The following is a 26,135-nucleotide window of genomic DNA, read 5'->3' as shown; positions in this document are numbered from 1 at the left end:
CATGCTGAATCGCTTGATCGGATGGGCGCTGGCCAACCGTGTCATCGTGCTGGCGACATCGGTGGTGCTGCTGTTGGGGGGGGCGTGGACCGCCTGGCGCATGCCGGTGGACGTGTTCCCCGACCTCACGGCCCCGACGGTGACGGTACTCACCGAAGCCCACGGCATGGCCCCCGAGGAGGTGGAGGCGCTCGTGTCCTTCCCCATCGAGACCTCGGTGAATGGCGCCACCGGTGTGCGTCGCGTGCGGTCTTCCACGGCCCAAGGCATCTCCGTCGTGTGGGTGGAGTTCGACTGGGGCACCGACATCTTCCGCGCCCGTCAGATTGTCGCCGAGAAGTTGCAGACCGTCGCGGCGGCACTGCCCGTAGGCATCTCGGCGCCGGTGCTCGCCCCCGTGTCGAGCGTGATGGGGGAGATCCTGATGATCGGCCTCACGGGGACCCAGTCGCCCACGGAACTGCGCACGCTGGCCGATTGGACCATTCGCCGTCGCCTGCTCGCGGTGCCGGGAGTCGCGCAGGTGATTCCCATTGGCGGCGCCGTGAAGCAGTACCAGGTGCTCGCCGATCCGGCGCGCATGATGCAGGCAGGTGTGTCGCTCGAGCAGGTGGTACGGGCGGCGCGCGGCTCGAACGCCAACGCGTCCGGCGGCGTGTACATGGACCGTGGTCAGGAGTACGTGATCCGCGGTATTGGGCGGGTACAGTCGGTAGCCGACATTGCCAGTACGGTGGTGGCGGTGCGCGGCGGGACGCCGATTACGCTGGGACAGGTGGCCGACGTCACGGTGGGCACGGCCCCCAGATTCGGTGACGGTAGTGTGAACGCAGAGCCGGGGGTGGTACTGGCCGTGCAGAAACAGCCGGGCGCCAATACGCTCGAGCTCACCGCGCGCATCGAGCGCGAACTCGCCGCACTTCAGCCAACGCTGCCCGTCGGCATGAAGGTGCACACGGAGCTCTTTCGGCAGGCGAGCTTCATTCGCGTGGCCGTGGACAATGTGCTCAAGGCGCTCCGTGACGGAGCGGTGCTCGTGGTGATCGTGCTCTTCCTGTTCCTCTGGAATCTCCGCGCGACGGCCATCTCCGTCATCGCCATCCCGCTGTCGCTCGTGGTGGCCATCTTCGCCATGAAGCTGCTGGGTATCAGCATCAATACCATGACCCTGGGTGGCATGGCCATCGCCATTGGCGCGCTGGTGGACGACGCGATCATCGATGTGGAGAACGTCTTCCGCCGCCTCAGGGAGAACCACCACCGGCCGCCGGCCGAGCAGCGTTCGGCGCTGCGTGTGGTGTACGACGCGTCGAAAGAGATTCGGGCGAGCATCGTGAATGCCACACTCATCATCATCGTGGTGTTCCTCCCGCTCTTCTTCCTCGGCGGGGTCGAAGGGCGTCTGCTGCGTCCCCTGGGCTTCGCCTACGTGGTGTCCATTCTTGCCTCGCTTCTGGTGGCGGTGACGGTCACACCGGTGCTGTGTGCGTATCTGCTCCCCAACTCGAAGGCAGTGCAGCGTGAGGAGGAGAGCGGCGTGGTGACGTGGCTCAAGGGGCGTTACGCCAACGTGCTGTCAGCCGTGCTGTCGCACCCGAAGCGCGTGCTCGCCGGGGCCGTTCTCGCATTCGCGTTGAGCATCGGGGCGATACCCATGCTGGGATCGGCGTTTCTGCCGGAGTTCAACGAAGGCGCGCTCACCGTGTCGGTCGTGACGGTGCCCGGGACCTCGCTCGATGAGTCAAACGCCATCGGACTGCGGGTGGAGCAGATCCTCAGGACGAAACCGGCGGTCATCAACACGGACCGTCGGCAGGGGCGCGCCGAACTCGATGAGCATGCGCAGGGCGTCAATGCCGCCGAGATCGACGTGACGCTCCGCGATGACGCCGACAAGGAGCGGCTGTTCGAGGAGCTGCGCAATGAGTTCACGGCCATCCCTGGCACGAACGTCACCATCGGTCAACCCATCGGCCACCGTATCGACCATATGTTGTCCGGCACGCGCGCCAATATCGCGGTGAAGCTGTTCGGAACCGATCTCCATCAGCTGCGGCAGACTGGTACCCAGATTCGCGACGTGATGGCGGGCGTGCCCGGGGTGGCCGATCTGCAGCTCGAACAGCAGTCGGACGTACCGCAGCTCCGCATCAGGGCCGACCGTGCGGCACTCGGGCGCTACGGCATGAGTGTGGGGCAGCTTGCCGAGGCCATCGATGTGGCGCTCAACGGGGAGACGGTGTCGCAGGTGCTCGAGGAAGGACGCAGTGTGGACCTCGTGGTACGTTATCCGGAAGCGTACCGCCTCAATGCCGAGGCCATTGCTGCCGTATCGTTCGATACGCCCACCGGCCAGCACGTTCCGCTGTCGCAGCTCGCGGCGGTGACCGTGGATCGCGGTCCCAACACCATTTCGCGCGAGAATGTGCAGCGGAAGATCGTTGTACAGGCGAACGTGGCGGGACGTGACCTGGGGAGCACCGTTGCCGACATCGAGCGTGCCGTGCGTGAGAAGGTCACGCTGCCACCCGGATACTTCGTGGAGTACGGTGGCCAGTTCGAGGCACAGGCCGAAGCGACGCGTACGCTGGCGGTGCTGTCGCTGCTCTCCGTTGCCGCCATCTTCCTGCTGCTCTTCGGTGAGTTCGGCTCGGCGCGCACCGCCAGCCTGGTCATGGCCAACCTGCCGCTCGCCCTCATCGGGGGGGTGGTCGCGGTGATGCTCACAGGACGTGTGGTAAGCATTGCCTCACTCGTCGGCTTCGTCACGCTCTTCGGGATCGCCACGCGCAACGGCATCCTGCTCGTGGCCCACTACCAGCAGTTGCTCGCGGAGGGGGTGCCGTTCGCGGAAGCGATCACGCGCGGGTCACTCGAGCGGCTTTCGCCGATTCTCATGACGGCGCTCACGGCGGGGCTCGCGCTCATTCCGCTGGCGTTCGGCGGGGGGGAGCCGGGCAACGAACTGCAGACCCCCATGGCCATCGTGATTCTGGGCGGGCTGCTGTCTGCAACGGTGCTCAACATGATCGTGCTCCCCGCGCTGTACTGGCTCTACGGTTCGCGTGAGGTACGGGCGGCGGAGGTGGTCGCGTGATCTCACGATGGCCGAGGCCATGGGCGCCATTCCTGGCGCTCGCACTGATGGGGGCGTTGCCGAGTGTGCTGCTGGCGCACGGCGTCTCGGTGGGCGACAAGGGCTACATCCAGGAAACCTTTGGCGTGCGTCTGGTGCCCTTCCTCTATCTGGGCGCCAAGCACATGGTCACCGGATACGATCACATCCTGTTCTTGTGCGGGGTGATCTTCTACCTGTATCGCGTGCGCGACATCGCCACGTACGTCACGCTCTTCGCGGTGGGCCATTCGAGTACGCTCATCCTTGGGGTGCTCACAAAGATCAGCGCCAGTCCCTTTCTGATCGACGCGATCATCGGCTTTTCCGTGGCGTACAAGGCGCTCGACAACGTCGGCGCGTTTCAGAGGTGGTTCGGCGTGCAGCCGAATCCTCGCGCCGCAACGCTGGTGTTCGGCCTGTTCCACGGGTTTGGCCTGGCCACCAAGCTGCTTGACTTCGAGATGGATCCCGAGGGGCTCGTGCAGAACCTGCTCGCGTTCAACGTGGGTGTCGAAGTCGGGCAGTTGCTTGCGCTCTCGCTCGTGCTCATTGCGATGAGTTATTGGCGTCGCTCGCCGTCATTCCTTCGCGGCGGTTTCGCGGCCAACATGCTGTTGCTGGTGGCCGGTCTTCTGCTTGTGGGCTATCAGCTCACGGGCTACTTCACCACCCAAACCTAGGGACTCGCCGTGTTCGCATTTCTCTCCCAGTTGCTCGTCGTTTCCGCGTCACTCGCCACTACCACGGCCACCTGCGCGCCGCCGTCGACGCCCCCGATGATCGAGGTGAGCAGGACCGCGGCGGTGCAGGTGAGGCGCGACTCCATGACGGTGACCATCGAGCCGGCCAAGCGCGTGGAGGTGAAGCTCGTCATGAAGAAGGGGCAGAAGGCCGCCTTCGAGTGGGCCACGAACGGTGCCGAGGTGGGCTTCAATCTGCACGGTGAAGTGCCAGCCGATCCGAGTGTGAAGGCGCACATCTACAAGCGGGGCTCGTCGCGCGCCGAGAAGGGCGCCATCGAGGCCGTATTCGACGGGGTGCACGGATGGGCGTTTCGCAATACCGCGGAGAAGCCGGTCACCGTGACAGTGAAGGCGTCCGGTCAGTTCTCCGCACTGAAGAAGATGTGATGACCACTCCGTCCTCAGTGCCCGAAGGTCCGTCGCCGGCGGTGCTTCGTCGTGCGTCCGTCGTGGCCGCGATCCTCGCTGTTGCGATCGCGGTGATGGTGGTGTTGCCGGCGGAGTACGGGATCGATCCCACCGGCATCGGCCGTCGCATCGGGCTCACGCAGATGGGCCGTCTGAAGCAGGAACTCGCCAAGGAGGCCATCGAGGACGCGCGAGCAGACTCGATGGCCGCTGCGGCGACACGGTCGAAGTAGTTAGTCCTCGAGCACGAGATCGCCGCACGCCACGCGACGCGAGTCGCGTGGTGATGCGGCCACGGCTACATGAAATCCACCAGTGTCGGGGAGGGCGAGCCGCAGCGTTACCGTGCCGACCCCCTTACCGTCCCCGCCGATTCGAATGACGGGGTAGGCGGCGGCGTCGCCGAACGCCGTCCCGGGCTTCGCGCACGTGCCGTGTCGCACCCGCCAGGTGCGCACGGCGCCCGGGGCGTCGTTGCGCTGCGCCAGCTCCACGAACGTCGTGTTGGCCGCCTTGCCGGCGAACATCTCGAGGTCGCCGCGCATGGCACTGCCGTTTACGGCGATGGCGGTGCCGATCCACACATCATGCGGTACGGGGCGGGCGGCGGTGAGTGGCGCTGTAATGAGCGCCAGGAGCACTATGCGGAATGAACGTAACCGGGGCATGCCCCGAAGGTGCACTCTGAAGGGGTGACCTCGCAAACGCGCTCACCAAAGTCCCCCGACGGATCGACTCTGGAACAGCAGGTTCCTGGTTCAGCACCAAGAGGGGTAGTCGCTGAAGTCGTGAGGGAGCACGCACTCAGCCCGGAGGAGCACCATAGGGCGGTCCGGCTTAGCGATGTCAGCGCGGGGCGCGCGGCGATGCGCGTGCGCGCGCCACCCGGGGGCATGCGCCAGATCTCGGTCTGTTCGGGCACACGCGCGAACCAGGTGGTGCCGTCGTTGGACACATCCACCAGCGAGTGCGACATCGCGTCGAGCGGCACCGCTCTGGACCAGGTGAACGTCTCGGTGTTGAACATCGCGGTCGTGCTTGAGATCGTGCGCGAGATACACGGTGGCCATGCCCCCCGCGTCGAGCTCGCGTTCCACGCGATACCGGTCGGCCAGCGCTGACGCCAGGCGGTTCATGGTGCTGCTCGGGATGGGCATGTCAGTCGGGGGCGAGTGTCCGTCGCGCGATGCAGCTGTAGATGTACAGCGTGCACCACCGGGCACCACCAAGGGTCCGACTCACGCCGCTACACCGACGCGCCGAACACCCGACCCACCAACGCGGTCATGCCGAGCGCGAGGGCGCTCCAGAAGGTCACGCGGGCGGCGCCGCGCCACCGTCCCGCACCACCGGCGCTGGCGGCCACCGCGCCCAGCGCGGCCAGAGACAGGAGCGAACTCGCGGTTACCGCGCCGATCACCAACCCCGACGGCGACAGCAGCGCGACCACCAGCGGCAGCGCGGCGCCCACGGCGAACGTTGCCGCCGAGGCGAGCGCCGCCTGTACCGGGCGGGCCGACAGCACCGCACTGATCCCCAGTTCATCGCGTGCATGCGCCGACAGGGCATCGTGCGCGGTGAGCTGCTCGGCGACGCGACGTGCCAGCTCGGCGTCGAGACCACGCGCTTCGTAGATCCCCGTGAGCTCCCGCAGCTCGCCCTCGGGATCCTGCGCCAGCTCGCCCCGTTCACGCGCCATGTCGGCGCGCTCGGTGTCGGCCTGGGAGCTCACCGAGATGTACTCGCCGGCAGCCATGGACATCGCGCCGGCCACCAACCCCGCCAGCCCCGCGACCAGCAGCGCATCGCGCGCCGTACCCGCCGCGGCCACCCCGACCAGGAGCGCCGCCGTCGACACGATGCCGTCGTTGGCGCCCAGCACGGCCGCGCGCAGCCACCCGATGCGTTCGGTGAAGTGACGTTCCGGATGCACGGTGCGCGGCATGTGGTGGTCCCTGGGCGTGGGTGATGGCAACGCGGTCCTCGTGAGATCATGCGCCCCACCGAGCCCACGCGCCACCGACGGCCACGGCCGTATGCGCATGTGCACGAGAGCGGCGCGTTCCGCCAACGACCTGCGACCCGCCCCCTGCGTCCTGCCCCCTGCGTCCTGCCCCCTGCGTCCTGCCCCCTGCGTCCTGCCCCCTGCGTCCTGCGACCTGCGTCCTGCGATAGGCACCCGGCACGTTGCTACATTCGGGGCATGCCTCAACGCCACGCCAACGCCCGCCAATGCGCCGCGCTCGCCGCCGCGCTTACACTGGTGGGCGGTGCCATGTACGCACCGCGCCCGCTCGCGGCGCAAAACGCGGTGCCCATGGCCTCGCGGACCGTCGATGCACGCGATTCCCTGGCCACGCTGCGCCTCACGGTGCGTCACGACGACGACCCGGTGCCCGGCGCCGCGATCCGTTCGCTCGACGCAACCGATGCCGCCGGGCGCGCGGTGGGTGCGCAGACCGATGCGGGAGGTGGCGCCGTGGTGCGTCTGCCGGCGGGGGACCGGCGGCTGGTGATCTCGCGGGTGGGGTACCGCGCCGACACGCTCGCGGTGACGCTGCGCGCGGCGCAGGACACGAGTGTGGTGGTGCGGCTCGAATCGCTCGCCGAGGTGGTGGAGACGTTTGTGGTGAGTGCCACGCGCGCGGAGCGGCGAGTGGAAGACACGCCGCTGCGGGTGGAAGTGGTAGACGAGGAGGAGGTGGGGGAAAAGCTCGCCATGCGCCCCGCGTCCATTCAGATGCTGCTCGCCGAAACGGGTGGGCTGCGCGTGCAGACCACCAGTCCCTCCATTGGGAACGCCAACGTGCGCGTGCAGGGGCTCCGCGGGCGCTACGCGCTGCTGCTGACCGATGGCTTGCCGCTGGCCGGTGACGGCGGCGGCTTCTCACTGCTGCAGACCCCCATCGACCTCGGGCGCGTGGAGGTGCTCAAGGGCGCGACCGGGCTCTACTCGGGGGGCGCGGGCGGCGTGATCAACCTGGTGAGCCGCCGCCCAGGCAAGGAGAGCGAACACACGGCGCTGCTCAACCAGACGTCGCGTGGGGGCAGCGATGCGCTCGCATTCTTCACGGGGCCGCTGGGCGACCGCTGGGGGTATACGCTGCTCACCGGCGTGCACCGGCAGCAGCGCAACGATCTCGATGCCGACGGCTGGACCGACATGCCCGGATACGACCGGGTGGCGGTGCGTCCTCGGCTCTTCTACGACGACGGGGCAGGGCGCACGGCCTTCGTGACGGCCGGATTCACCACCGAGGATCGCACGGGCGGCACCATGCGCGCCGGCGTGCTCCCCGGCGGCGCCAGCTTTGCGGAGGAGCTGCAGCTGCAGCGCGGTGATGTGGGGGCACTGGCGCGGTGGGCGTTCACCGACGCCACGACGCCGGCCGCGCTGCGAGCGCTGCGCGGCGCCATCGTGACCGTGCGCGGGTCGGCGATGGAGCAGCGGCATCGGCACCGCTTTGGCGAGGTGCGCGAGCACGACCGGCATCGCACGGCGTTCGGCGAGGCGTCCATCGCGGTGCCGCGTGGCCGCGCCACGTACGTGGCTGGCGCCGCCTTCCAGCAGGATGCCTACCGCCATCGCACGGTGGACGGGTGGAACTACACCTTCAACACGCCGGCGGCCTTCGCGCAGGTGGACGTCGATCCCGCCGCGTGGCTGTCGCTGTCGTCGAGTGCGCGGGTGGATGCGCACAATGTGTACGGCACGTTCGTGAACCCGCGCCTGTCGGTACTGCTGCGGTCGCTGCGTGAGGGGGCGCTGGCGCGGTGGACGGCGCGCCTCTCCGGCGGCACCGGCCTGTACGCGCCCACCCCGCTGGTGGAGGAGGTGGAGGCGGTGGGACTGACCCCGGTGGTGCCTGTGGCCGGTGGCGTGGCGACATTCATCGCCGAACGGGCGCGCAGTGCGTCGTTCGACGTGGGCGGGCCGCTTGCGCTGGAAACAGGCACCCTAGAGGTGAACGCCACGGCGTTCGCGTCGCAGCTGGCGAACCCGCTGCAGGCGCGCGCGGCCAACGGGGTGACGGCGAGCGGGGCGAGTCGCCTCGCGCTGGCCAACGCGCCCGCTCCCACCCGCACCTGGGGCACCGAGTTGCTCGCGCGGCTGGTGCGGCCGCTCGGTGACGACCGGGACGGTGACGAGGAGGCGCCCGCGCTGCGGGTGACCGCCACGTATGCGTATCTGCGCGCCACGGAGTGCGACCCGGACGGCATCACGGGCACCGCCTGTGCGCGCCGCGAGGTACCGCTTACGCCGCGTCATGCGGCCACGTTCGTGGCGAGTCTCGAGCAGGAGGGCAAGAGTCGCGTCGGCCTCGAGCTGTACTACACCGGCCGGCAATCGCTCGAGCGCGACGTGAACCCGTATCGCGCGCAGAGTCACCCCTACGTGCTGGTGGGGCTGCTGGGGGAGCGCGCGTTCACGACGCGGGCCGGCGTGGCGCGGCTCTTCGTGAACCTCGAGAATCTCACCAACGTGCGGCAGACGCGCATCGATCCGCTGCTGCTGCCGTCGCGGGGGCGCGGTGGTCGCTGGTCGACCGACGCCTGGACGGAGCTGGTGGGGTTCACCGTGAACGGTGGCGTGCGCTTCGGGTTCTGACGCACCAGCAAAAGTTGATATATATTTCAGTCGTGACAGACCCCGACATTATCGATGTGACACGGGCGGCCACGCTCTTCCACGCGCTCTCCGACGAAACGCGGCTCGAGATTCTCGACATGCTGCGCGACGGCGAGCGCTGTGTGTGTGACCTGCAGGACGCACTCGAGGCGGCGCAGTCCCGGCTGTCGTTTCACCTCAAGGTGCTGCGCGAGGCCGGTCTCGTAACCGACCGCAAGGACGGGCGCTGGTCGTACTACCGTCTCAATCAGCGCGTGCTCGAGGAGGTGCACGATCTGGTGCGCGCCCTCGGCACCGACGGCTCGCGACGTTCGCTCACGATCTTCGGGCGCTGCTGCGGCTGAGCGCCTACCCCTGCCGGTGCGGGCAATCGCTCGCGCCCACCGGCAGCAGCGGACCCTTCACCTGCCAGCGGCAGAACAGATGCGCCGCCGCGAACACGCCGTCGTGCTCGCAATGCTGATGTGACGCGGGGTGCCCCGCCGCCGCCGGCAGGTCGTGCACATCCACGATCCCCGACAGCGTGCTCACCGTGAGCATGAGCACGGCCACCACCACCGCGCGTGTCCGCAGCCGACCTTGCGGCTGATACGCTTCGCCCAGCAGTCGGCGCACGCGACGGTCCAGTAGATCGTGCCGCAGAAACCCCACCACGGCCACCGGCGCCGCAGGCGACGGCCACGCGCCCAGCTTCACCAGCGCGCTCGCCACCGCGATGGGGCCCGCCACCGCACTCGCCGCGTCGTCGGCGATCACCTCGGCTTCGTCGGCAATGTCCTCCGAGACCGCGCGCACGGCGGGCACCCAGAAGAGCGCACGCGCGAGGGAGCGCAGCAGCAGGAAGCGTAGCGGATCACGGCGGCGCACGTGGGCCGCCTCGTGCGCCAGCACCGCCGTCAGCTCCTCCGCCGACAGCGCCTCCGCCCCGTGCAGCAGCGCGTCGGCCACGTACACGCGCGGACGCAGGCCGTGGCCGGCGGTAAAGGCCGGCATGGGGAGCCCGTGCACCACGCGCACCGCTGCCGCATGCAGCCCAGCCTCAGCCGCCACGGTTGCTTCGGCCGCCGAAAGGCGGCGCACCGGCAGCCCTTGCAGCACGTGCCGCGTCTGCCACGCACGCTGCGCGAGATCCCACAGCGCCCAGCCCCCCCCCACGATCACCAGCACGTGCAACAGCTGGTGCACCGGGGCCAGCAGCTCATGCAGCGCGATAAGGCACACGACCCCGAAGTGATCGCTCCCCGACAGCGGGCGGTCGGCGAGCCCCAGCACGTGCGTGCCCACGACCGGCACCAGCGACAGCAGCAGGATAGCAGCGAGGCCGATGACGAGCAGCCGCTGATAGCGGCGCTCGCCGTGCACGGTGCCCTCGCGCAGCCAGGGGCGTGTCGAATCGCTCACGAACCGGTGGGCTCAGTCACGGCGCCGCCGCGCCTCTTCCACGAGCCGCGCCAGCTGCTCCAGCTGCGCTGGATCGCGTTGCGCCAGCACATCCACGAAGCAGGCCGCGAGCCGCTGCGGCGCGAAGTCGATCACCCCCTCCACCAACCGGCGCGACGCGTACTCCTCGAACTCCGCCGGCGACAGCGCCGCCGCATAGTGCAGCAGCCCGTCGACCTTGCGCCGCGTGAGCAGGTGCTTGTCCACGAGCTTGTTGAGCACCGTCACCACCGTCAGCAGCGCCACGTCGTGCTCCCCGATGACCTGCTCGTGCACGGTGCGCGCCGTAGCCGGCGCCTCGAGGCGCCACATGGTGTTGAGCAGGCGTGCCTCGAGATCCCCCAGCACCTTCGCCAGACCATCGGCCGACAGCCGAACGGCGTCGCCCATGCGCGGGGGCAGTGGTTTGGGGGCGTTCACTCCGAACCTCCGGGCGGGTGGTGATGCATGTGGCTGGCGGGCTTGGCCGTGATCTCCGGCACCTTGATGCGATCACGCGTGAGCTCCTCGGCCGTGGCCGCGCGCGCCTGGGTTCCTCCCGGCGCCTGCCACCACGACCTGTCGTCACCCGGACGCAGACGATCGCGCACCTTCATGATCGTAAACATACCACCCATGTCGATGTAGCCGTGCGGCCCCGGTGCGCCCATCATGGGGGTGCTATTGCCGGGCACGGGCATGCCCATGACCGCCATGTCGCCCATGCCATTCTGCCCCATCGTCATGTAGGTGGGGATGATCGGCTGCACCGCCTTGTCGATGACGGCCGCGTCGACGCCGAACATGCTGGTGCCGCTGTGCCCCATCTGCGTCATGGTGTGATGCGACATGTGGCAGTGCAACGCCCAGTCGCCCGGATTGTCGGCGATGAACTCCATGGTGCGCGTGCTCCCCACCGGGACCAGCTGCGTCACCTCCGGCCACCGCGCCGACCGCGGGATGTCGCCACCATCGGTGGCCACCAGCGTCCAGGTGTGCCCATGGATGTGGATCGCGTGGTGACTCATGGCGCTCAGATTGCCCAGACGAATGCGCACGTACTCGTTGCGCTCCATCATGAGCGGCGCCGTGCCCGGATACGCCTTGCCGTTGAAGGTGAGCACGTTGAACTCGAGCATCTCGTTCGGATCGGGACGGCGCGCACCGGGGAGCACCTTCCATTCGCTCGACAGCAGCGCGAAGTCCCGATCGGGACGGCGTTGGGGGGGCACGCGCGGATGGATGATGAACATGCCCATCATGCCGAGGGCCTGCTGCGTCATCTCGTCGCGATGCGAGTGGTACATGTACGTGCCATGCTGCCGCAGCGTGAACTCGTAGCGGAACGTCTCGCCGGTGGCGATGGGCGCCTGACTGAGACCGGCGATGCCATCCATCCCCGAGGGGAGCAGAATGCCGTGCCAGTGCACGCTGGTGGGAGCGGGGAGCGCATTGGTGACGTAGATGCGCACGCGATCGCCCTCCACCGCCTCGATGGTGGGCCCCGGCGTGCTGCCGTTGAACCCCCAGCACTGTGCCGTGAGGCCGGGTGCGAACTCGTGCTCGACCGGCTCGGCGATGAGGTGGAACACCTTCACGCCGTCCACGATGGTGAACGGCAGCGTGGAGCCGTTGGGGGTGGTGACCGGCGTGTAGTCGCGTCCGGGGCGTCCGGGGGCGTACACCGTGCCGGCATCGTGCGGCACCGTGGTGCGCGCGAGCGCGGAGGCCGTGGCCGGAAGGCCGAGCAGCGCGCCACCCGCCACGGCACCCACGCCGGTGGTCAGCAGGGTGCGTCGGTTCATGGTCGATGGGTCGTTCACGTGATCGGTCACGGCAGTGACGTCCCCACGGCGCGCTCCAGCTGGATGCGCGCCTTCCAGTAATCGCTGAGCGCCTCGATGTACCCCTGGGCGGCGGAGAGTTCGCCCTGCCGCGCCTGCAGCAGGCCGAAGACGCTGATGGCCATGGCGTTGTACTGCAGCTGGGTTTCCTCGGTGACGCGGCGGCGGAGCGGCACGACGCGCGCGCGATACTCCTCGAAGCGGGCGCGGGCGGCGGCCAGCAGGGCATACGCCGACCGCACGTCGGCACGCATGACCAGCAGCAGCGCCTCCTGCCGCGCCACCGCCGCGCGCAGGGTGCTCTGTGCACGAAGCAGGCGCGCCTGTCCACGATCGAAGAGGGGGAGCGGAATCACCATGCCGAGGCCGCTTTCGAACGGGCCGCCATCCTTCCCTTCACCGGCATAGGTGAGCGACCCATCGGGGAGCAGGCGGAACCGTTGGGTGAGCCCCACCGCACGGCCGGCGGCATTGATGTCCTGCAGCGCCGCCGCGAGGTCGAGCCGGTGGCGCGCCGCGAGGGTGAGCAGCGAATCGAGCGTCGGGTCCTCGGCCGGCAGGTCGGGGAGGCGCTCCGGCAGCGACAGCGCGGCGCCATGGGTCGCGACGCCGAGGGTGCGCACGAGCTGTTCGCGCGTGGCTTGACTGTGACCGCGGGCATCGAGGGCGCCACCCAGGAACTCCGCCGCCGCCGCGCGCTCGCTTACGAGGTTGAGCTCCTGCAGATTGCCGGCGTCACGCAGCGCCGTGGCCGCGACCGCGGAGGCGGCGGCGGCGGCGTGCGCCCGCTCGCTCACGTCGCGCGCCTGGTCTGCCGCCACCGCGTCCACCAGCGCATCGCGCACCTCGGTGACATGGCGGAACACGTCATTGGCCACGCGGAGTCGCGCACTCGCCAGCTGCGATTCCGCCAGACGGCGGCGCATGGGTTGCGACAGCAGGTCGATGAACGACTGCGCAATGCCGAACTCCTGGAAGCGTCCACTCGAGAACCGTTCGAGCGACAGCACCGGGTTGGCCAGCAGTGCCGCCTGGACGACGTCGGCGCGTGCGAGGCCAAGGTCGGCGTAGGTGGCGCGCAGGGCGGGGTGGGCGATGAGGGCAATCCGCACCGCCGACTCGGGGGAGAGCGGCCGCTCGAGCAGGCGCTTCACCGTGTCGGCGTCGGCGGTCTCGCCAAAGGCGGTGCGGCTGGGAATGACGACGCCGGCGCGCGGGCGGAGAAGCGCGTCGACATCGGTGACATCCTGCTGCAGGGAGCCGTGGGCGCAGGCGCCAAGACCGAGGACCAGGCTGGCGGCGGCAGCGCTGACGGCGCTGGCGGCCCGAGCCCAGGGGCGCCGTGGGCGAGGCGGGGAAACGCGAAGGAAGGGCACGACAGGGGTGTGGGAGCGGGCGAACCGGAGCGCGTACGCGGTGGAATTTATGCGGCGTAAAGTCTCGCGGTACCCGTGCGTCACGCGAGCGTTCCCCGAGGGGAGGCTAGATATATCAACAAAAATTGATTAGATACGATCCACACCCGCTGCGGCAACGACCGCGTCTTGATGGCAACTGGAGGGTTCATGGCATCCGATCAGGCAGACGTCACCACCATCGTGCGTGAGAAGTACGGGGAAGCGGCGCGCCGCGTACTCGAGGTGGCGGCCCCGGCGGCAGAGAGCTGCTGCGGCCCGCTCAACTCCTGCTGTGGTGGCGCGGCCTTCAACGGCAGCGTCGATCCGATCACCTCCAACCTCTACGTGAACGGCGAGCGCGAGCTGCTCCCCGACGCGGCGGTGCTGGCCTCGCTGGGGTGCGGCAATCCCACGGCACTGGCCGAGCTGCGCGAGGGGGAGGTGGTGCTCGATCTGGGGTCGGGGGGCGGGATCGACGTGCTGCTCTCCGCGCGTCGCGTGGGCCCCACTGGCATGGCGTACGGGCTCGACATGACCGACGACATGCTGGAACTCGCGCGGCGCAACGCCGCGGAGGCGGGGGTGCGCAATGTGGAGTTCCTGCAGGGGCGCATCGAGGAGATTCCGCTCCCCGACGCGTCGGTCGACGTGATCATCTCCAACTGCGTCATCAACCTGTCGGGTGATAAGCGCCGCGTGCTCGCCGAGGCGTTCCGCGTGCTCAAGCCGGGCGGTCGGTTTGCGGTGAGCGATGTGGTGGTGCGCGGCGCGGTGCCCCCCGCCGTGCGTCGTAGCATGGAGCTGTGGGTGGGGTGCGTGGCCGGCGCGTTGGAGGAGCAGGAGTTCCGCACGCTGCTGGCCGAGTCGGGGTTCATCGACATCGACATCGAGCCCACGCGGGTGTACCGGAGTGAGGACGCGCGTCAGTTCCTGGAGGAGTCGGGGATCGACGTGACCGCCAACCTGGCGGAGATCGACGGCAAGTTCATGGCGGCGTTCGTGCGGGCCACGCGCCCTGCGGCTGCCCCTGCGGCTGCCCCAGCGGCGGCCCCCGCGGCCCCGACCACCCCCTGAGCCGCCACGCGCATGCGCTACGCACTCCTCTCCGACATCCACGCCAACCTCGAAGCGCTCGACGCCGTGCTGGCCGACATCGACGCGCGGGGCGATGTGGATGCCGTGTATCACCTGGGTGATCTGGTGGGATACTCGAGCAATCCCAACGCCGTGGTGGACCGGCTGCGCGCTCGCGGGGTGGCGGGGATCGCGGGCAACTACGACTCCACCGTCGCCACGGCGTACAAGCATTGCGGTTGCAAGTCGGAGAGTGTGCGGCAGGAGGAGCTGGCGCACATCAGCTTCCAGTACACCTGCGCGGCGGTCACGGCCGACACGCGCGCCTACCTGGCCGCGCTCCCCTTCTCGCTCGATCTGCGTCCGCTGGGCGGGCACGCGGCGGGCCCCCGCCTGGTGCTCGTGCACGGTACGCCCACGCTCAACACGGTGTACTTCACCGCCGATCGCTCCGACGACTTCTGCCGCAAGATGGCGGCAACGGTGGGGCTTACCGCCGGCGACATGCTGGCCTTTGGCCACACGCACCGGCCGTGGCACCGCACTGTGGACGGGATCCATTTCCTGAATACGGGGAGCGTGGGACGCCCCAAGGACGGCGACTGGCGTGCGGGCTACGTGGTGGTCACCCTCGGCGATGCCCCGGCCCAGGTGGAGTTCGTGCGGGTGCCGTACGATCTCGAGGCCACGGTCGAGGGCGTACGCGCCGCCGGGCTGCCCGAGGAGTTCGGGGCGTTCCTGCGGAGCGGTGGGACGTCAACGAGCTAGCCCCACAAAGCCGATTGACACTGTCGGGATTGGGTGACATACTTTCGGCTCGATCATGAGAACGCTTCTCATGTAACGCGGCTCCCTTTCGGCCGCCAGTCTCACCCTGACCCTGCCGTGGATTCGCCGATGCCGTCCCGATCGCTTCGCTCCACCACCCTTCGCTGCTCCCTGACCGTGTTGGCCACCGTGGCCACCGCCGCCACGCTGGCCCTCTCGGCCCCCCGCGCCGCCATGGCGCAGACGGTGGGCACCATCGTCGTCGCGCACGGCGGCGACTCGCTCTGGAACGCCACCGTGCAGCAGAGCGTGGCCAGCGCCAACACCGGCGGCCCCGTGGCAGTGAGCTTCCTCATGGGCCCCGGCGCCGCCCGCGCGCGCTTCCAGGACGTCGTGGCCACGCTGGAGAAGCAGGGGGTCTCGCAAATCGTCGTGGTGCCGCTGCTCGTCTCCAGCTTCAGCGGGCACTACGACCAGATCCGCTACCTCACCGGCGAACCGGTGACCCTCGACAACGACATGACGCACCACCTGCACATGTCCGGCATCGCACGCCCCACCACCACCGTGCCCATCCGCCTTGCCAAGGCGCTCGACGCGTCACCGGAAATGGCGCGCATTCTCACCGACCGGGCGCTCGCCCTCACCGCCACGCCGCGCGAGCAGGCGCTCTTCATCGTCGGCCATGGCCCCAACTCGGCCGAAGACTACGCCGCATGGATGGAGAACTTGCGCCCCGTGGCCGACTCGGTGAAGACGTGGACGCAGTTCAAGGACGTGCGCGTGGACGTGGTGCGCGACGACGCCCCCGCCGCCGTGCGCGCCGAAGCGGTGCGCCGTGTACGTGAGCTCATCGACCTGCAGGCTGCCGCCACGGGCCGCGAGGTCATCGTGGTGCCCGTGCTCGTGTCCAAGGGCAACGTGAGCCGCGACAAGGTGCCGCACGACATTCGCGGCACCCGCTCGAAGTACGGCGCCGAACCGCTGGCCCCGCATCCGCAGCTTGCCCGCTGGGTGGAGCGGCGCGTGCGGGAAACGGCAGTTGGCACTGCGGTCGTGCAACCCGCACCGTAGCTCGCCGTTGTAGGATCCGGAGACCAGCCAGCCGCGACCACCCATCTAGATCGGGTCGCAACCAGCTGTTGCGCTCAAGCGACAATGTCGTAGTGAGCGCGCAACGGTTGCCGAGATTGCTCGAAGTCCGGTTACGCAGCGAATCGCCGTCGCGGGCTTTCCCTGTGTCAGGAATGAACGTGCAACGTGTTCGTTTCAAAGCGGTTGTTGGGAATCGCGAGCCGCGCAGCTAACCTGCACCGCGGCGCCGGCTGCGGAATCCGGCGAGCACCCCCCACTCCACATGGGTGGATGCGGCACGATCCCCGTTCGGCATAGTCATTGCTCCGGGTGTCGTGCTCATCCGGTCGCCCTGTGCGATGGCTCACCGTCTGTCCAACGGCGAGGTCTCCCGATTCTCGGTGCTGCCCGCGCGGGTGGCGGCCCCCCGTTCCCGACGTCCTGATCCCAGTGCCCTCTCGCCCACTGCGTCATCGCACCCTCCTCATCGCGACTCTGCACCTCGGGGCCGCGGCGTTGGCGCTGGTGCTGGCGTACGTGGTGCGCTTCGATTTCGCGGTCCCCGCCGAGGAGCTGGCGCGTCTGTGGGTCGTGGGCCCCGCGCTGCTGGGCGGTCGCCTGCTGGTGCTCATGTGGATGGGTGTCTTCCGCGGCTCCTGGCGGCATGCGGGCGTGCGCGATGCCATGATGCTGGCCCGCGCCACCGCCCTCGGCAGCGGCTTCACCATCATGGCCGTGCTGCTGCTGGGCGCCGCCATCGGCATGCCGCGCTCCATCTTCGTGCTCGAGGCGGTGTTCTTCTTCGGCCTCGCCGGCTCGGCGCGGGTGGGCGCGCGCCTGCTGCACGAGCGGCGTCGCGCCGAGCATCACGGAGCGGCCCGGCGTAAGGTGCTCGTGATTGGCGACGACGACGCCGCCGAGCGGTTCGTGCGCCAGTGCCAGCGGGACGGCGAGGGAAACCTGCAGGCGGCAGGGCTCGTGACGCTGCAGCCGGTGTTCGGCGCGCTGGCCATTCACGGGGTACCGGTGGTGGGTGCGCTGCGTGACCTGCCCGCGCTGGTGCAGCGCGTGGGAGCGGAGCTGGTGGTGATCGCCCTCTCCGAGGTGTCGGGCCCCCTCATGCGCGAAATCATCGACCAGTGCGAGCGCAGCGGCTGCGAGTTCAAGGCCATCCCCACGCTGCGCGAAATCCTCGCTGGACGCGCCAAGGTGGGCGAGGTGCGCGAGGTGTGCATCGAGGACGTGCTCGGTCGCCGCCCGGTGCAACTGGCCCCGACGGACGTGGAGCGCGATCTCACCGGCGCCGTGGTACTGGTCACAGGGGCCGCCGGTTCCATCGGCGCGGAGCTCGCGCGTCAGGTGGCGGGCTTTGCGCCGCGACGCCTCGTGCTGCTCGACCAGGCCGAGTCGCCGCTGTACTTCCTTGAACACGAGCTCGCGCGCGCCTTCCCGTCGCTCGAGGTGCACGCCCTGCTTGGCGACATCGCCGACGTGACCCGCGTCCAGCAGCTGTTCGAGGCCTATCGGCCGACGGTCGTGTTCCACACCGCCGCCTACAAGCATGTCCCGCTCATGGAGGAGCACCCCGGCGAAGCGGTACGCAACAACGTGCTGGGCACGCTGCATGTGGCCATGGCCGCGGTGCGCACCGGGGCGCGCAAGTTCGTGCTCATCTCCACGGACAAGGCGGTGAATCCCACCAGCGTCATGGGCGCCTCCAAGCGGCTCGCCGAACTGGTGGTGCTGGGGCATCCGGAGGTGCGCGGGCATGGCACCGACTTCCGGGCCGTGCGCTTCGGCAACGTGCTGGGCTCGGCGGGGAGCGTGGTGCCGCTTTTTCAGCGGCAGCTGGCCGCCGGCGGGCCGCTCACCGTGACGCACCCGGATGTGCGCCGCTACTTCATGACCATCCCCGAGGCGGTGGAGCTCGTGCTGCAGGCCGCGGCGCTTCCCGAGGCGAGCGATCGCATCACCATGCTCGACATGGGCGAGCCGGTGCGCATTCTCGATCTGGCCGAGCAGCTCATTCGGCTGGCCGGGCGCGTGCCGTACACCGACGTAGGCATCACCTTCACCGGTCTGCGCCCTGGCGAGAAGCTCAACGAAGATCTCATGGCGCTGTTCGAGGAGGGCACGCCCACGTCGGTGCAGCAGATTCGCATGCTGCGCACCGAAGGACTGGCCGGGCCCCGGCTGCATCTGGGACTCGACGAGCTGGCGGTGATGGCCGAGCGCGATGATGCGGCAGGAATCCGGCAGGTCATGCAGCGTCTCGTGCCGGAGGCGTCGCTGGGCATGCCCATCCCCCTCATGCCGGTCGTCGCGACGGCCGTCAGTGCGCCGCCGTTGGTGCTCGTGCCATCGCGCATCGAACTGGCCGATCGGGCGCCGCGCGCATCGCGTACGCCACTGGTGATCCCGCTGGCGGATCTTGGCGGCGCCGACATGGTGAGCGGTGTATCGCCGTGAGTGGTCGCGAAACGGAACTGGCCGTGCGGGTACTGCCCACGCCGGCACCCGGAGTGATCGTGCAGCGCATGGACGAGGGCGCGGTGCTCTTCGACGGGCGCAGCGAGACGTACTTCGGCCTCAACACGGTGGGTGCCGAGGTGTGGGCGCTGTTGCCGCCGGTGCAGCGCACCGTGGGCGCGGTGTGTGCGCAGCTGTCGGCCACGTATCCCGACGCGCCCATGGCCACGCTGCTCGCCGACGTGCACGCGCTGCTGGACGATCTCGTGGCCGCCGGCTTGGCGACCACCGAGCCTGCGGCCTGAGCATGCCGCTCCCCGGCGTTGGCACGGTGCTGCGTACCCTCGCGGCGCCGCGCGCGGTGATCGATATGCTGCAGGCCATGCAGGCGCTGCGGGTGGCGCGGCGCGATCTGGCCACGGCGCCAACGGGTGCGCTGCTGCCGCTGTCGGCCACGGCGGAGTCAACGGGTGAAGCGGCTGACGCCGGGCTACCGGTCGCGGTGCCGCAGGCACAGCGGTGGGCGCAGGCACTCAAGCGCGCCGAGCGCTATGGCCCGTGGCGTGGCGCCTGCCTGGTGCGTTCCATGGCGCTGCATCGGCTGCTGGTGGCCAATGGGGTGCCGGGGAGCGTCGTGCGCGTGGGGGTGCGCGCGCAGGCCACCTTCGAGGCGCACGCATGGGTGGAAGTGGGCGGCGTGGTGGTGGGTGACCGCCCCTCGGTGCAGCAGCAGTGGACGCCGCTGGGGAGCAGCGCGCTGCAGGGCGGTGACGGCGGTGACGGCGGGACGGCGGCGCTGCAGGCGCTGCGGCGGGAGGTGGCGTGAGCGCGATTCTGGCCATCGTGGCCAACGACGCCGCGGCGGTTTCGCCGCCGGTCGTGCGCGACATGCTGCGTGCCATGGCGCCCTGTGGCAGTGACCGCGTGGAGCAGTGGCAGGAGGACGGCGTGGTGCTGGCGGTGCAGCGCGCCACGTGGGAGATGGACGACGACTTCTCCGGCCCCGCGCTGCTGGTGCACGGACACGAGGTGGTGGTGGCGGCCGACGCGCGGCTCTACTACCTGAATGAGCTGCGTCGGCGGCTAGCCATTCGGGGCGTCACGCCGGGTGGCCCCACCGCCAGCCACTGCATCGTGGCGGCGTACGAGGCGTTCGGCGACGACTGCGCCGAACTGCTCGAGGGCGACTTCGCGTTCGTGCTGTGGGATCGCCGGCAGCGCAAGCTGGTGGCCTCGCGGGATTTCAGTGGCACGCGGTCGCTCTATCGCGCCACGCTGGGGAGCGGGGTGGCGTATGCCTCGGTGGTGTCGGCGCTGCGTGGCCATCCGCACTGTGCGGCCGATCTCGACCTCGCCACCATTGCCAGCGACGCCGCCGGCCTGCTCTACTCGGCGGGCAACGGCACGGTGTACCGCGCCATTCGTCAGGTAGAGGCGGGCAGTACCGAGCTGTGGCAACGGCAGGCGCTCACCTGCCACCGCTGGTTCACGCTGCCCGAGCGGGAAGGCGCACCGCGACCGGCCGCCGAGGCCGAGGCACAGTTGGGCACGCTGCTCGAGGCAGCGGTGCGCGAGCGCATGGCGCAGCGCACGCCGACCGCGGTGTGGATGAGCGGTGGGTACGACAGCACGGCGGTGGCGGCGATGCTGCATCAGGCGGCGCAGAAGGCGTCGCTGCAACCAGCGCGCACGTATCGCGTGGTCTCGGTGTCGTACCCCGAGGGAAACAGCGGCCGCGAAGACGAGCTCATTGTTCTGGTGGCGCAGCATCTCGGCGTGCCGGTGCACTGGCTGGACGGGAGCGCCCTCGGTCCCATTCCTCCCGCGCCGCGATTCGATGCCGCCGGCCGCGAGGAGTCGCACGTGCATCTGCACGCGGCGGCGCTCGAGCTGCTGGCGCACGGGACGCGTGCGGTCGAAAGCCGCGTGGCGCTGCATGGCCACGCCGGCGACTTTCTCTTCCAGTGCGCGCCGTGGTTTCTCTCCGACTTGCTGCGCCGCGGGCGGCTGTCGGCCGTATGGCGTGAGTGGCGGGCCTTCGGCATTCACACACAGCCCGCCACCTGGTTCTGGAAGTACGCCGTGGAACCGGCGCTGCCGCCGGCAGTGCTACGTGGGCTGGGGCGCCTGCGCGGACGCCGGTTCATGGGGCTGTTCGAACGGCTGGTGCCACCGTGGCTGCGTACGCCAACCACCGCCACACTGGCGCTGGACACACGGGCGCCCGAATGGGTGCCCGACGTGCAGCGGCATGGTGCGGCCCACGCCGAGTTTCGCTGGTACTTCGAGAATCAGGGGTTCCCGCGTCTGGCCGCGGTCATGCATGGTGCCGTGCATGCACTCGGTGTGGAGGCGCGTTCGCCCTTCCACGACCTGCGCGTGGTGCGCTTCATGGCCCAGGGGCATCACAGCGAGCGGTATGCCGACGGCGACACCAAGCTGCTGTTGCGCGGGGCGATGCGCCCGTTCCTGCCGCCGGCGCTGCTGGCGCGGCGCGCGGAGCGCACCGGCACCCTGGGAACGCGGCTGGAGCAGTCGGCGGCGGGGGCGGCAGCGTGGTTGCGGCAGTGCGGCACCGACCTGCGCCTCGCGGATCTTGGTCTCCTTGATCGTTCTTCCCTGACTCTGCACATTGCGCAGGCGGAAGCAGGCAGGGCTACTCCCGGGCTGTGCGAGGCGCTGCTGCGTACGGCACAGGTTGAGTGGTTCCTGCGGAGGGACTCGCGCTCCGCCCGCGGGGTGATGACGGAGCCTGTATCGGCGGGTAGCCAGGTCGCTGGCGTGCTGATCGGCCACTCCCACGCGCACTGCGAAGGTGCGCTTTCCTGACGGGTATCACAGGCATTTGCAGTCACGCGGACTGCGGTCGTGTCGGGCGACACCCGACTTCCACTCGAGCAAAGGACTCGTGATGTACAACGCACCACGGCTGGAACGGTTCGGTACGCTGCGCGAGCTCACGCTTGCCGGCGGTACGTCTGGCACTGACACCTTCGGAACCAACCCGGCAGCACCGGGTTGCACACCGACTGGCGGCAGCTTCAGCTGCAAGACGAGCTGAGTGACGACCGGGAAGGCACTTCGGTGCCTTCCCGGATTCGTCGGTTCCCCATGTATCACTACTTTGCCTTCGGACGCCGGGTGCGCTCCGATTTTCCGGTGGCTACACTCCCCGTGCAGGCGGCGCCGGATGACGTCGACGTGCAGGTCGTGCGACAGGCGCTCGCACCGCGCGATGCCGCATTCACGCTGGTCGGCGCCGACCCCTACCAGCCCTGCAACCTGCAGCTGTGGCGCCACGGGGCCACGTGGCGCTTCGAACATGCCTGCAGTGGCCAGTACGAACTGGACCGGGCGCGCCGCATCATTGCCTGCGATGTGCCAGACACGCTGGACGACGAGTCTGTGCGTCTCGACCTGGTGGGGCGCCTGTTGCCCCTGCTGGTGCACGACGCGGGCGACCTGTGTCTGCACGCGAGCGCCGTGCGTGTGGGCAACCGGGCCGTGCTCTTTGCCGCGGTAAAGGGCACCGGCAAGTCGAGTCTCGCCGCGGCGCTGGTGGCACATGGGGCCACCCTCATTGGCGATGATGCGGTGGCGGTGCAGGTGGACCCGGTGCCCGTGGCCTTTGCCGGCAGCATGGCGCTGCGCGTGCGTGCCGATGCGTTCGCGGCCGCCGGGGCCGCGTGGGCCACGGCCACGCCCACCATCGACGGCAAGTTGTCCGTCGACGTGATGCCGTCGCACCTGCCGCTGCATGCGGGGACCCCCGTGGATGCGGTGTATCTCATCGCGCCCGCCCCGGCGCACGCCGAACAGGCGGTCACACGCGATTGCCTCGCGCCCATGGCGGCCGCGGTGCAGCTGCAGCAGCACGGCAAGCTGGGAGACCTGCTGGGTGGCGCCGAGGCCAACCGCCAGTTTCTTGGCACGTTGGCGCTGGTCTCCAAGGTCCCGTCGTACACCCTGTCGGTGGCGCGGGACCTCTCGCGTTTGCCGGAGGTCATCAACACCGTGCGCGCGTGGCACCCATGGTAAGCCTGCACGACGTGGCCAAGCGGTTCGAGCTGCGCCGCGGGTGGCGCGACACACTGCGGGCCCCCCTGGGGCGCGGCGAGTGGGTGACCGGTCTCGACGGGGTGTCGCTCGAGGTGCGTCGCGGCGAACTGTTCGGCGTGCTCGGCCCCAACGGGGCCGGCAAGTCCACCCTCTTTCGCATTCTCGGCACCTATCTCACCCCCGATCGGGGCACCATCACCGTTGACGGTCACGATGTGGTGCGCACACCGCGCGCCGTGCAGCGCCTGGTGGGGTGTGTTCTGGCCAACGAACGGGTGATGAACTGGCGCCTGTCGGCGCGGGAAAATCTGCGACTGTATGCGGCGCTGCAGAACGTGGCGACCGCCGAACGGCGCGCGGCCGTGGACGAGGTGCTGGCCGACGTGCAGTTGCAGGAGTACGCCGATCGGCCAGTGGGGCAGCTCTCCACCGGCTTGCGGCAGCGGGCGCTCATTGCGCGCGCCCTGCTGGGGCGCCCGGCGGTCCTGCTGCTCGACGAGCCCACGCGCGGGCTCGACCCCATGGCCGCGCAGTCGCTGCGCGCGCTCGTACGCGAGGTGCTCGTGGCGCAGCGCGGGTGCACCGTGCTCCTGGCCACGCACGACGGCGACGAAGCGTTCAACTGGTGTGATCGCGTCGCCATCCTGCACCGCGGTTGCGTCGTGGCCAGCGATCGCGCGTCCGTGCTGGCCGAACGCTTTGGCGATGCCACCATGGGGGTGTGGACCACGCAGCCGCAGCACGCGGCCTTTGCCCTCCTCGAGACGCAGGGGCTCGCGCACGGCGTGCGCGAGGGAGAGAGGATCGACGGGTGGTGCTGTGTGCGCGTGTCGCTGCCCAATGGTCCCACGGCGGCGGCGGCCGTGCTCGCCCTGCTGGGAACGCACGGAGTGCCCATCGCGCGCTTCGAACGACTCGACGGGTCGCTGGCCGGGCTCATCGAGCGGGTGATCGCGGGAGCTGAGGCGCCGATGCGTGAGACCGTACCCGCATGAGCGTCATTGCCGCCCTGTTCCGGGCTTCGTGGATTCTGGCCAGCAGCTATCGCCTCCAGTTTCTCTTCTCCCTGGGCGCGCTGCTGGTAACGGTGGTGCCGCTCTTTTTCGTGGCCAATGCGCTGCAGCCCACCATGGCGGGGGCCATTGCCGGCGAAGGGGGCAACTTCTTCGCCTTCACGCTGCTGGGGGTGCTCTCCACCACGCTCATCATCGCGGCCATGCGCGCCCCCGCCACCGCGGTGAGCGGCGGAATCGGCAGCGGCACGCTCGAGCTCATGCTCTCGCTGCCGACCCCGTCGTGGGTGGTCTTTGCCGGGCTCATGAGCTTCGACATTGCGCAGGCATGGGTGCGTGCGCTGCTGCTGGTGGTGAGCGGCCTGCTGCTGGGCGTGAGCGTCGTCTGGAGCCACTTCGTGCCGGGGCTGGTGGTCATGGCGCTCACAACGCTGGCGTACTTCGGCATCGGGCTCGTCTCGGCGGCCATGGTGGTGGCGTTTCGCACGTCGGGGCCGTTGCTGGGCGGCATCATGACCGTGTCATCGCTCCTCGGGGGCGTGTACTTCCCCACGCACGTGATTCCCTCGTGGGTGGCACGCGTGAGCGATGTCATTCCGCTCACCTATGGCCTGCGCGCCACCCGGCGGCTGTGGCTGGACGGCGCCCCCCTTGCCACCGTGGCCGCCGACGTGGCGGTGCTGTCGGCCATGGCCTTCGCCACCTGTGCTGCCGGCGGGTGGGCGCTGCATTACACGTTGCGCGATGCACGGCGACGGGGGAGCCTTGGGCAGTACTGACGCGCCGGCGTGGGCCGCCGCGTCTCCCATGCCGGCGCCCCGCCCCGTGGCCCGGCTGCAGGCGCGGCTCGCCCCCGAGCATCGCCTGCTCTTTGGCAGTGCCGTGCCGGGCTTCACGGCGCCGGCCGCGCTGCTGGCCGCCATTACCCCGGCAGGATGGGGCACGCTACGCTACACCGCCGAGCGCGAAAAGGCGGTCATCGCGCTGTCGCGCGTGCTGGCGGGCGCCGAACGCGGCACCGTGCCGGCAGACGCGGCGCCGCTGCGGCAGCTGGCCATGGTCATGGAGTTCCGCATGCACCACCTGCGGCAGCGGCTCGGGCAGAGCGTGCGCGCGCTGCACGAGGCCGGCATTCCGGTGCTGCTGCTCAAGGGCGCCGCGGTGGCGGCCTGGTACCATCGCAGCTTTGCCGCGCGCCCCATGCTGGACCTCGACCTGCTGGTGCCCGCCGCGCAGGCGCCGCAGGCGTACGACGTGCTGTGCGGCACTGGGTGGATGGTGCCCGCCGCCGAGGACACCGTGCAGCTCCCCGCCGGCGGTATTCACCACCTGCCGGCGCTGCACGATGCCACCGGGGTGGCAGTGAACCTGGAGGTGCACACCGACGTGATTCCCCCGGGGCACCCCTTTGCCTTTGGTGCCAGCGACCTGTGGCGCGATGCACGCCCCGTGGACGATGTGCTCGGCGAGACGCTCGGGGCCGACCTGGTCGGGGCGCGCATCCCCTCGGCGCTGCACATGGCGCTGCACGCCTGCATTCACCTGGCGTGGCAGCACATGCTGCGCACCGGCACGTGGCGCACGGCCGGGGATCTGCGGGTCATCACCGCCGACCCCGCCTTCAGCTGGTCGGCCTTCGTGGCACTGGCGCACGAGGCGCGGGCGGCCAGCTGCTGTTACTGGGCGTTGCGCCTGGTCGAGGGGCTGGCTGCAGTGCCGGTGCCGGCCACGGTGCTGGCGGCGCTCGAGCCCCCGCCGCCGGCGGGTGTGCCGCGGGCCGCCATGCGCAGTGTAAACGCCCTGGTGGAGCGGCACCTGCTGGCCATTCTCATTCCGGGGGGCACCGACTGTCCCTCGGTGCGGCTGCGGCGGCTGGCGTGGGAATGGGCCTTGCGCCCGAATACCAGCGGGCACAAGGGGTCACGCCCGTGGCTCGTGGAACACGATGTGGACGTACCGGATCTCGCGGCCCTGTCGCAAGGCGCTACTTTGCAGGGAGCGGACGCGACCACCGCAACCTACGGTATGCCGGCACGTGCACGCTGGCGTGAGTTCGCTCGGTATGCGCGCGCCGTGTTCGGCGCCTCGCGTCCATCGGCATCCTGACCGCAATCTGACC

The 26,135-nt window shown here is 69.7% G+C and carries 25 protein-coding genes; 18 read left to right on the top strand and 7 right to left on the bottom strand.

Annotation, left to right across the window (positions count from 1 at the left end):
* Position 1 precedes the first annotated feature (1 nt).
* Positions 2 to 3,097: an efflux RND transporter permease subunit gene (locus tag O9271_RS06900; protein ID WP_298267566.1), complete on the top strand. Its 3,096-nt coding sequence runs from the start codon at positions 2 to 4 to the stop codon at positions 3,095 to 3,097.
* Positions 3,098 to 3,144: 47 nt separating this feature from the next.
* Positions 3,145 to 3,798 (top strand): HupE/UreJ family protein, encoded by a 654-nt coding sequence (locus O9271_RS06895; protein WP_343213878.1) that lies wholly within the window; start codon positions 3,145 to 3,147, stop codon positions 3,796 to 3,798.
* Here the strand turns inward: O9271_RS06895 and O9271_RS06890 are convergent.
* Positions 3,795 to 3,956, bottom strand: a complete 162-nt coding sequence (locus O9271_RS06890) for a hypothetical protein (RefSeq protein ID WP_298267561.1) — start codon at positions 3,954 to 3,956, stop codon at positions 3,795 to 3,797. The genes O9271_RS06895 and O9271_RS06890 overlap by 4 nt on opposite strands.
* Here O9271_RS06890 and O9271_RS06885 point away from each other — a divergent pair.
* Positions 3,943 to 4,248 carry a hypothetical protein gene (locus O9271_RS06885; RefSeq protein ID WP_298267559.1) on the top strand — a complete coding sequence of 102 codons (306 nt, stop codon included), beginning with the start codon at positions 3,943 to 3,945 and terminating at the stop codon, positions 4,246 to 4,248. The two genes, O9271_RS06890 and O9271_RS06885, sit on opposite strands and share 14 nt — an antisense overlap.
* Positions 4,248 to 4,502: a hypothetical protein gene (locus tag O9271_RS06880; protein ID WP_298267557.1), complete on the top strand. Its 255-nt coding sequence runs from the start codon at positions 4,248 to 4,250 to the stop codon at positions 4,500 to 4,502. The genes O9271_RS06885 and O9271_RS06880 overlap by 1 nt, the downstream gene beginning before the upstream one ends.
* Here O9271_RS06880 and O9271_RS06875 read toward each other — a convergent pair whose 3' ends face one another.
* Complete coding sequence (locus O9271_RS06875; protein ID WP_298267555.1) at positions 4,503 to 4,937, bottom strand: hypothetical protein; 435 nt, start codon at positions 4,935 to 4,937, stop codon at positions 4,503 to 4,505.
* Positions 4,938 to 5,162: 225 nt separating this feature from the next.
* Between O9271_RS06875 and O9271_RS06870 the strand changes: the two genes are divergently transcribed.
* Positions 5,163 to 5,390 (top strand): hypothetical protein, encoded by a 228-nt coding sequence (locus O9271_RS06870; RefSeq protein ID WP_298267553.1) that lies wholly within the window; start codon positions 5,163 to 5,165, stop codon positions 5,388 to 5,390.
* Between the two features lie 125 nt (positions 5,391 to 5,515).
* On the opposite strand, the gene O9271_RS06865 is transcribed toward O9271_RS06870, so the two are convergent.
* The gene (locus O9271_RS06865) at positions 5,516 to 6,214 is read right to left on the bottom strand and encodes a VIT family protein (protein ID WP_298267551.1); all 699 of its coding nucleotides are present in this window, start codon (positions 6,212 to 6,214) and stop codon (positions 5,516 to 5,518) included.
* 258 nt (positions 6,215 to 6,472) lie between these two features.
* Between O9271_RS06865 and O9271_RS06860 the strand changes: the two genes are divergently transcribed.
* Together O9271_RS06860 and O9271_RS06855 are read left to right on the top strand one after the other, a co-directional pair.
* Positions 6,473 to 8,878 (top strand): TonB-dependent receptor plug domain-containing protein, encoded by a 2,406-nt coding sequence (locus O9271_RS06860; RefSeq protein ID WP_298267549.1) that lies wholly within the window; start codon positions 6,473 to 6,475, stop codon positions 8,876 to 8,878.
* A 32-nt stretch (positions 8,879 to 8,910) separates the two neighbouring features.
* Positions 8,911 to 9,243: a metalloregulator ArsR/SmtB family transcription factor gene (locus O9271_RS06855; RefSeq protein ID WP_298267547.1), complete on the top strand. Its 333-nt coding sequence runs from the start codon at positions 8,911 to 8,913 to the stop codon at positions 9,241 to 9,243.
* A 4-nt stretch (positions 9,244 to 9,247) separates the two neighbouring features.
* Here O9271_RS06855 and O9271_RS06850 read toward each other — a convergent pair whose 3' ends face one another.
* The 4 genes from O9271_RS06850 to O9271_RS06835 are packed head-to-tail and all read right to left on the bottom strand — an operon-like array spanning position 9,248 to position 13,538.
* Positions 9,248 to 10,300, bottom strand: a complete 1,053-nt coding sequence (locus tag O9271_RS06850; RefSeq protein WP_298267545.1) for a M56 family metallopeptidase — start codon at positions 10,298 to 10,300, stop codon at positions 9,248 to 9,250.
* A gap of 12 nt (positions 10,301 to 10,312) precedes the next feature.
* Entirely contained in the window at positions 10,313 to 10,759 is a 447-nt protein-coding gene (locus tag O9271_RS06845) for a BlaI/MecI/CopY family transcriptional regulator (protein ID WP_298267543.1), read from the bottom strand.
* The gene (locus O9271_RS06840; RefSeq protein ID WP_298267541.1) at positions 10,756 to 12,123 is read right to left on the bottom strand and encodes a copper oxidase; all 1,368 of its coding nucleotides are present in this window, start codon (positions 12,121 to 12,123) and stop codon (positions 10,756 to 10,758) included. The genes O9271_RS06845 and O9271_RS06840 overlap by 4 nt, the downstream gene beginning before the upstream one ends.
* A 26-nt stretch (positions 12,124 to 12,149) precedes the next feature.
* Positions 12,150 to 13,538, bottom strand: a complete 1,389-nt coding sequence (locus O9271_RS06835) for a TolC family protein (protein WP_298267539.1) — start codon at positions 13,536 to 13,538, stop codon at positions 12,150 to 12,152.
* Positions 13,539 to 13,727: 189 nt separating this feature from the next.
* Here O9271_RS06835 and O9271_RS06830 point away from each other — a divergent pair, with 189 nt between their 5' ends.
* From O9271_RS06830 to O9271_RS06780, 11 genes are all read left to right on the top strand, one after another.
* The gene (locus O9271_RS06830) at positions 13,728 to 14,633 is read left to right on the top strand and encodes an arsenite methyltransferase (protein WP_298267537.1); all 906 of its coding nucleotides are present in this window, start codon (positions 13,728 to 13,730) and stop codon (positions 14,631 to 14,633) included.
* 12 nt (positions 14,634 to 14,645) lie between these two features.
* Positions 14,646 to 15,401 (top strand): metallophosphoesterase family protein, encoded by a 756-nt coding sequence (locus O9271_RS06825; RefSeq protein ID WP_298267535.1) that lies wholly within the window; start codon positions 14,646 to 14,648, stop codon positions 15,399 to 15,401.
* A 129-nt stretch (positions 15,402 to 15,530) separates the two neighbouring features.
* The gene (locus tag O9271_RS06820; protein WP_298267533.1) at positions 15,531 to 16,475 is read left to right on the top strand and encodes a CbiX/SirB N-terminal domain-containing protein; all 945 of its coding nucleotides are present in this window, start codon (positions 15,531 to 15,533) and stop codon (positions 16,473 to 16,475) included.
* Between the two features lie 450 nt (positions 16,476 to 16,925).
* Entirely contained in the window at positions 16,926 to 18,944 is a 2,019-nt protein-coding gene (locus tag O9271_RS06815) for a nucleoside-diphosphate sugar epimerase/dehydratase (protein WP_298267530.1), read from the top strand.
* A complete protein-coding gene (locus O9271_RS06810; protein WP_298267527.1) occupies positions 18,941 to 19,249 on the top strand; it encodes a PqqD family protein in 309 nt (102 codons plus the stop codon). Before O9271_RS06815 ends, O9271_RS06810 begins: the two co-directional genes overlap by 4 nt.
* Before the next feature lie 2 nt (positions 19,250 to 19,251).
* Positions 19,252 to 19,770, top strand: a complete 519-nt coding sequence (locus O9271_RS06805; RefSeq protein ID WP_298267525.1) for a lasso peptide biosynthesis B2 protein — start codon at positions 19,252 to 19,254, stop codon at positions 19,768 to 19,770.
* Positions 19,767 to 21,773, top strand: coding sequence for an asparagine synthetase B family protein (locus tag O9271_RS06800; RefSeq protein ID WP_298267522.1), 2,007 nt, complete (start codon positions 19,767 to 19,769; stop codon positions 21,771 to 21,773). Before O9271_RS06805 ends, O9271_RS06800 begins: the two co-directional genes overlap by 4 nt.
* Before the next feature lie 282 nt (positions 21,774 to 22,055).
* A complete protein-coding gene (locus O9271_RS06795) occupies positions 22,056 to 22,982 on the top strand; it encodes a hypothetical protein (RefSeq protein WP_298267520.1) in 927 nt (308 codons plus the stop codon).
* On the top strand, positions 22,976 to 23,998 hold the full coding sequence (locus tag O9271_RS06790) for an ABC transporter ATP-binding protein (RefSeq protein ID WP_298267848.1): 1,023 nt from the start codon (positions 22,976 to 22,978) through the stop codon (positions 23,996 to 23,998). The genes O9271_RS06795 and O9271_RS06790 overlap by 7 nt, the downstream gene beginning before the upstream one ends.
* Positions 23,995 to 24,795, top strand: coding sequence for an ABC transporter permease (locus tag O9271_RS06785; RefSeq protein WP_298267517.1), 801 nt, complete (start codon positions 23,995 to 23,997; stop codon positions 24,793 to 24,795). The genes O9271_RS06790 and O9271_RS06785 overlap by 4 nt, the downstream gene beginning before the upstream one ends.
* 28 nt (positions 24,796 to 24,823) lie before the next feature.
* Positions 24,824 to 26,122, top strand: a complete 1,299-nt coding sequence (locus O9271_RS06780; protein WP_298267515.1) for a nucleotidyltransferase family protein — start codon at positions 24,824 to 24,826, stop codon at positions 26,120 to 26,122.
* Positions 26,123 to 26,135: the final 13 nt, after the last annotated feature.

The organism is Gemmatimonas sp., assembly GCF_027531815.1.
Classification (GTDB): domain Bacteria; phylum Gemmatimonadota; class Gemmatimonadetes; order Gemmatimonadales; family Gemmatimonadaceae; genus Gemmatimonas.
Note: the sequence above shows the minus strand (reverse complement) of the source record. Positions and strands in the feature narration are given on the sequence as shown.